Source organism: Streptomyces sp. IBSNAI002 (assembly GCF_052244475.1).
Taxonomy (GTDB): domain Bacteria; phylum Actinomycetota; class Actinomycetes; order Streptomycetales; family Streptomycetaceae; genus Streptomyces.
On the sequence record NZ_JBQPXG010000002.1, the window covers coordinates 7399131 to 7403258 of the forward strand.

The 4128-nt window shown below is 74.0% G+C and carries 3 protein-coding genes; all 3 read left to right on the forward strand.

The genetic code is table 11. The features are described from left to right. The first annotated feature begins 3 nt into the window (after positions 1 to 3). The 3 genes from ACTVZO_RS34465 to ACTVZO_RS34475 are packed head-to-tail and all read left to right on the forward strand — an operon-like array spanning position 4 to position 3996. The gene (locus tag ACTVZO_RS34465; RefSeq protein ID WP_443302062.1) at positions 4 to 1875 is read left to right on the forward strand and encodes an amino acid adenylation domain-containing protein; all 1872 of its coding nucleotides are present in this window, start codon (positions 4 to 6) and stop codon (positions 1873 to 1875) included. After that, the gene (locus ACTVZO_RS34470) at positions 1872 to 2822 is read left to right on the forward strand and encodes a chlorinating enzyme (RefSeq protein WP_443302063.1); all 951 of its coding nucleotides are present in this window, start codon (positions 1872 to 1874) and stop codon (positions 2820 to 2822) included. Before ACTVZO_RS34465 ends, ACTVZO_RS34470 begins: the two co-directional genes overlap by 4 nt. 22 nt (positions 2823 to 2844) lie before the next feature. After that, entirely contained in the window at positions 2845 to 3996 is a 1152-nt protein-coding gene (locus ACTVZO_RS34475; protein WP_443302064.1) for an alpha/beta fold hydrolase, read from the forward strand. Positions 3997 to 4128 lie beyond the last annotated feature (132 nt).

Here is a 4128-nt window from a genome sequence, read left to right on the forward strand (position 1 = left end):
GCCATGAGCGGCCGAAGTCTGCACGAGATCTTTCAGGACAGGGTGCGAGAGGCACCCGAGCGGATCGCCGTCACGGCGTCCGGCGAGCAGCTGACCTACGGCGAACTCGACGCCCGCGCCGAGGCGCTCGCCGCCCGGCTGGCGGCCGGGGGAGTGCGCCCCGGCGTTCTCGTCGGGCTCAGCGCCCACCGCGGCGCCGAGCTCGTGGTGGGCCTCCTCGGCATCCTCAAGGCCGGCGGCGCCTACGTACCGCTGGACCCCGACTACCCGGCGCCCCGGCTGCTCCACCTGCTCGAGGACACCCGGGTACGGATCGTCGTGGCCACCGCCGAGGCCGCCAAGGCGCTGCCCGACGCCCTGGCCGCCGACGTCGTCCCGGTCACCGCCCAGGCGCCCGCCGGCCGGACCGGGGCGGTGGCCCCGGACCGCCGCGAGGCGGCGACCGGCAGCGACCTCGCGTACGTCATCCACACCTCCGGATCGACCGGCCTGCCCAAGGGCGTCCTCGTCGAACACCGCCAGGTGGTCCGGCTGTTCAGTGCCACCCGGGACTGGTTCGGCTTCGGCCCCGACGACGTGTGGACGCTGTTCCACTCCACCGGCTTCGATTTCTCCGTCTGGGAGATCTGGGGCGCCCTCCTGCACGGCGGCCGCCTGGTCGTCGTCGACAAGGGCCTCGCCCGCAGGCCCGCCGACCTGCACGCCCTGCTGCGCACCGAGCGGGTCACCGTGCTCAACCAGACGCCGTCCGCCTTCCGCCAGCTCGCCGCGGCCGACGCGGAACACGAGGGCCCGGACGGGCTCGCTCTGCGCCTGGTGGTCTTCGGCGGGGAGCGGCTCGAAGTGCGCGACCTGGACGGCTGGCTGGAGCGGCACGGGGACCGGCAGCCCCGGCTGGTCAACATGTACGGCATCACCGAGACCTGCGTACACGCCAGCTACCGCCCGATCACGGCCGCGGACCTGGACACGCCCGAGCACAGCCCCATCGGAGTCCCGCTGCCCGACCTGGACTTCGTCCTGGCCGGCCCCGACGGCGCCCCCGTACCCGACGGCACGCCCGGCGAACTCCTGGTCTCCGGGGCCGGGGTGACCCGCGGCTACCTGGACCGCCCGGAGCTGACCGCGGAGCGTTTCACCACCGAGTCCTTCGGCGGCGGACCCGTCACCCGCCACTACCGCTCGGGCGACCTCGCCGTCCGCACCGAGGACGGGGAACTGCGCTACCTCGGCCGCCTCGACGACCAGCTCAAGGTGCGCGGCTTCCGCATCGAGCCGCGCGAGATCGAGCACTTCCTGACCGGCCACCCACAGGTCCGCGAGGCCGTGGTCGTCGCGCACGACTACGACGGCGACCTGCGCCTGGCGGCCTTCGTGGTGCCGGAGAGCGGACCGGACACCGACCCGGCCGCGCTGCCCGCCGCCCTGGCCGCGTACACCGCCGGCGCCCTGCCCGCCCACCTGCGGCCCTCGGCCCACCGGGTGGTCGGCTCGATCCCGCTCACCCCGCAGGGCAAGACCGACCGCGACGCCCTGCGCCGGATCCTCGACGACGAGCCCGCCGCCGTCCTCCCGGCGGACTCCGGGCCCACCACCACCCTCACCACCGTGACCGCCATCGTCCACGAGGTCCTGCGCGGCCCGCGGCCGCCGGCGGCAGACGTCGACCTCTTCGACACGGGCGCCACCTCGCTCGCGTTCGTCCGCATCGTCGCGCAGGTCAACCAGCGGTTCGGGCTGCGCCTGACCGGCGCCGAGCTGGGCGCCGAGGCGACCGTCGCCAGGCTGGCCGCCTGCGTGGAGGAGCGGACGGCCCGCCACCCCGGGCAGGACGGCGCCGCCGCCCACGACCACCACGTGAAGGAGCAGCCATGACCCAGGCCGGAGCGGGCGGTGCGTTCTCGCTGTCCGAAAAGGAGCTGGAGAGCTTCCGCACCAACGGGTTCTTCGGACCGTTCAAGGTCTACGAGCCCGAGCAGATGACCGCCGAGTGGCGGCGCGAGCGGCTGGAGCTGATGGACCGCTCGATGGCGGTCTACGGCGACGAGGCCGCCTCCTCGGGCAACACCAACATCTCCAACTACGACCGCCACCTGGACTCGGACTTCCTGGCCGGCCACATCGGCCGGGCAGCGATCGTCGACCGCGTCGTCAGCGCCCTCGGCCCCGACGTCCTGTGCTGGCGCACCGAGTTCTTCCCCAAGTACCCCGGCGACGAGGGCACCGACTGGCACCAGGCGGACACCTTCGCCAACGCCTCGGGCGAACCCCAGATCCTGTGGCCCGACGAGTTCAAGGAGTTCGGCGGGACCATCACGGTCTGGACCGCCTTCACCGAGGCCACCGTCGGGAACGGCTGCCTCCAGTTCATCCCCGGCTCGCACCAGCAGATGAACTACGACGAGACCAAGAAGATGCACTACGACCCGGACCGCATCAACCAGGAGAGCAAGAGCGGCACCCGCCGGGGCTTCTTCGGCTACGACTACCGCGAGCTCCAGAAGGACGAGAACTTCGTCCCCGACGAGAGCAAGGCCGTCTCGATGGTGATGAAGCCCGGCGAGGCCATCATGTTCTGGTCCACCCTGATGCACGCCTCGCACCCCAACGACGGCCCCGACCGGCAGATGCGCATGGGCTTCGCCTCGCGCTACGTGCCCACCGCGGTCCGCGTCTACCCCGACACCGAGGAGATCGAGGAGTACGGCGGCCAGGTCTCGCTGGACCGCTACGGCGCCGTCCTCGTCGCCGGCCAGGACACGTACGGACACAACAAGCTGGTGGACCGCACCACCCGGGGCCATGTCTTCGGGAACGGCTGACGGCGCCGCCGGGGTGGGCCCCGTGCCCACCCCGGCGAACGGGCTCGCCCGGCTGGCGGAGGCGGTCCTGTCGCTGGGCCCGCTGCTCGGCGTACTGCCGCCCGTGACGGTCCCCGCCGGGCCCCGCGCCCAGGCCCTCGGCCCGCTGCTGGAGGACCTCACCCGGCGGCTCGGCGCCCCCGCGATCGCGGTGGGCGGCGGACCCGGCCCGGCGGACACCTTCACCCGGGTGGTCGCGGACCGGCTGGACCTGGCCGGGCTGTCCTTCACCGAGGACGGCCGGGTGCGGGGCGCCGACCGGCTCGCCGCCCTCGCCGACGAGGCGGCGGCGGCCGACTTCGGGCGGTTCTGCGCCCGTCTCGACACCCGGGCCCCGGACGGTGTGCCGCTGCGCGTGTACACCGCGGGGCGGCCCGGCGGGCAGGCGGTGGTGCTGGCGCTCGCCCCCGGCATGCCGGCCCGGCTGGCGGAGCGGTGGATCCGCGAACTCGCCCGTCACCACCACGTGGTGACCTGGGAGAGCCGCGGTCTGTTCGCCGACCCGGACGGGCCGGCGCCGGCCGGATACGGCGTGCCAGCCCAGGCCGGGGACCTGCTGGCCGCGATGGACCGGGCCGGCGCCGCCCGGGCGCACGTGGTGGGGCTGTGCGGCGGAGCCGTACCGGCCGTCACCGCCGCCGCGCTGCACCCGGACCGGATCACCTCGCTCAGCCTGTGGCACGGCGACTTCGACCTCGGCCCGGACAGCCCCAAGACGGACCACCAGCGCAATCTCCAGGCCCTGCTGGCGATGGCCGGCTCCGACCCGGGCCTGGCCGCGACCATCCACGAAACGCTCTGCCGGTCGATCGGCGACAACGTCCCCGCCGACTTGGCCCACCTGGTGCTCTACCCGTACGCGACGGTCGAACTGTTCCGCCGCTACTCCGAGTTGAACACGGCCGTGATGGGCGAGGACCTCCGACCCCGGCTCGCCGGACTGGACCTGCCGGTGCTCGTCGTGACCAGCGCGGACGACGACACCGCCCACCCGGGCGGATCCGCACGGGTGGCAGCGGCCCTGCCGGGGGCGGTGAGCCTGGTGCGCCCGCACGGCGACCACATCTCGGTGTTCCGGGGCGAACCGGATCTCTTCGAGGCGCTGGCCAAGTTCCTCGCGGAGCATCCCGTCTGACGCACTGACAGGTCCAGCGGCCGCGAGCCCGGAGCCTGCCGACGGCCCCGCGCCCGCCTCGCTCGTCCGGCCCGCCGAGCCGATGCCTCGCACCGCACCGCCCTGCTCTGCCCTGCCGCGAAGGAGGAACCC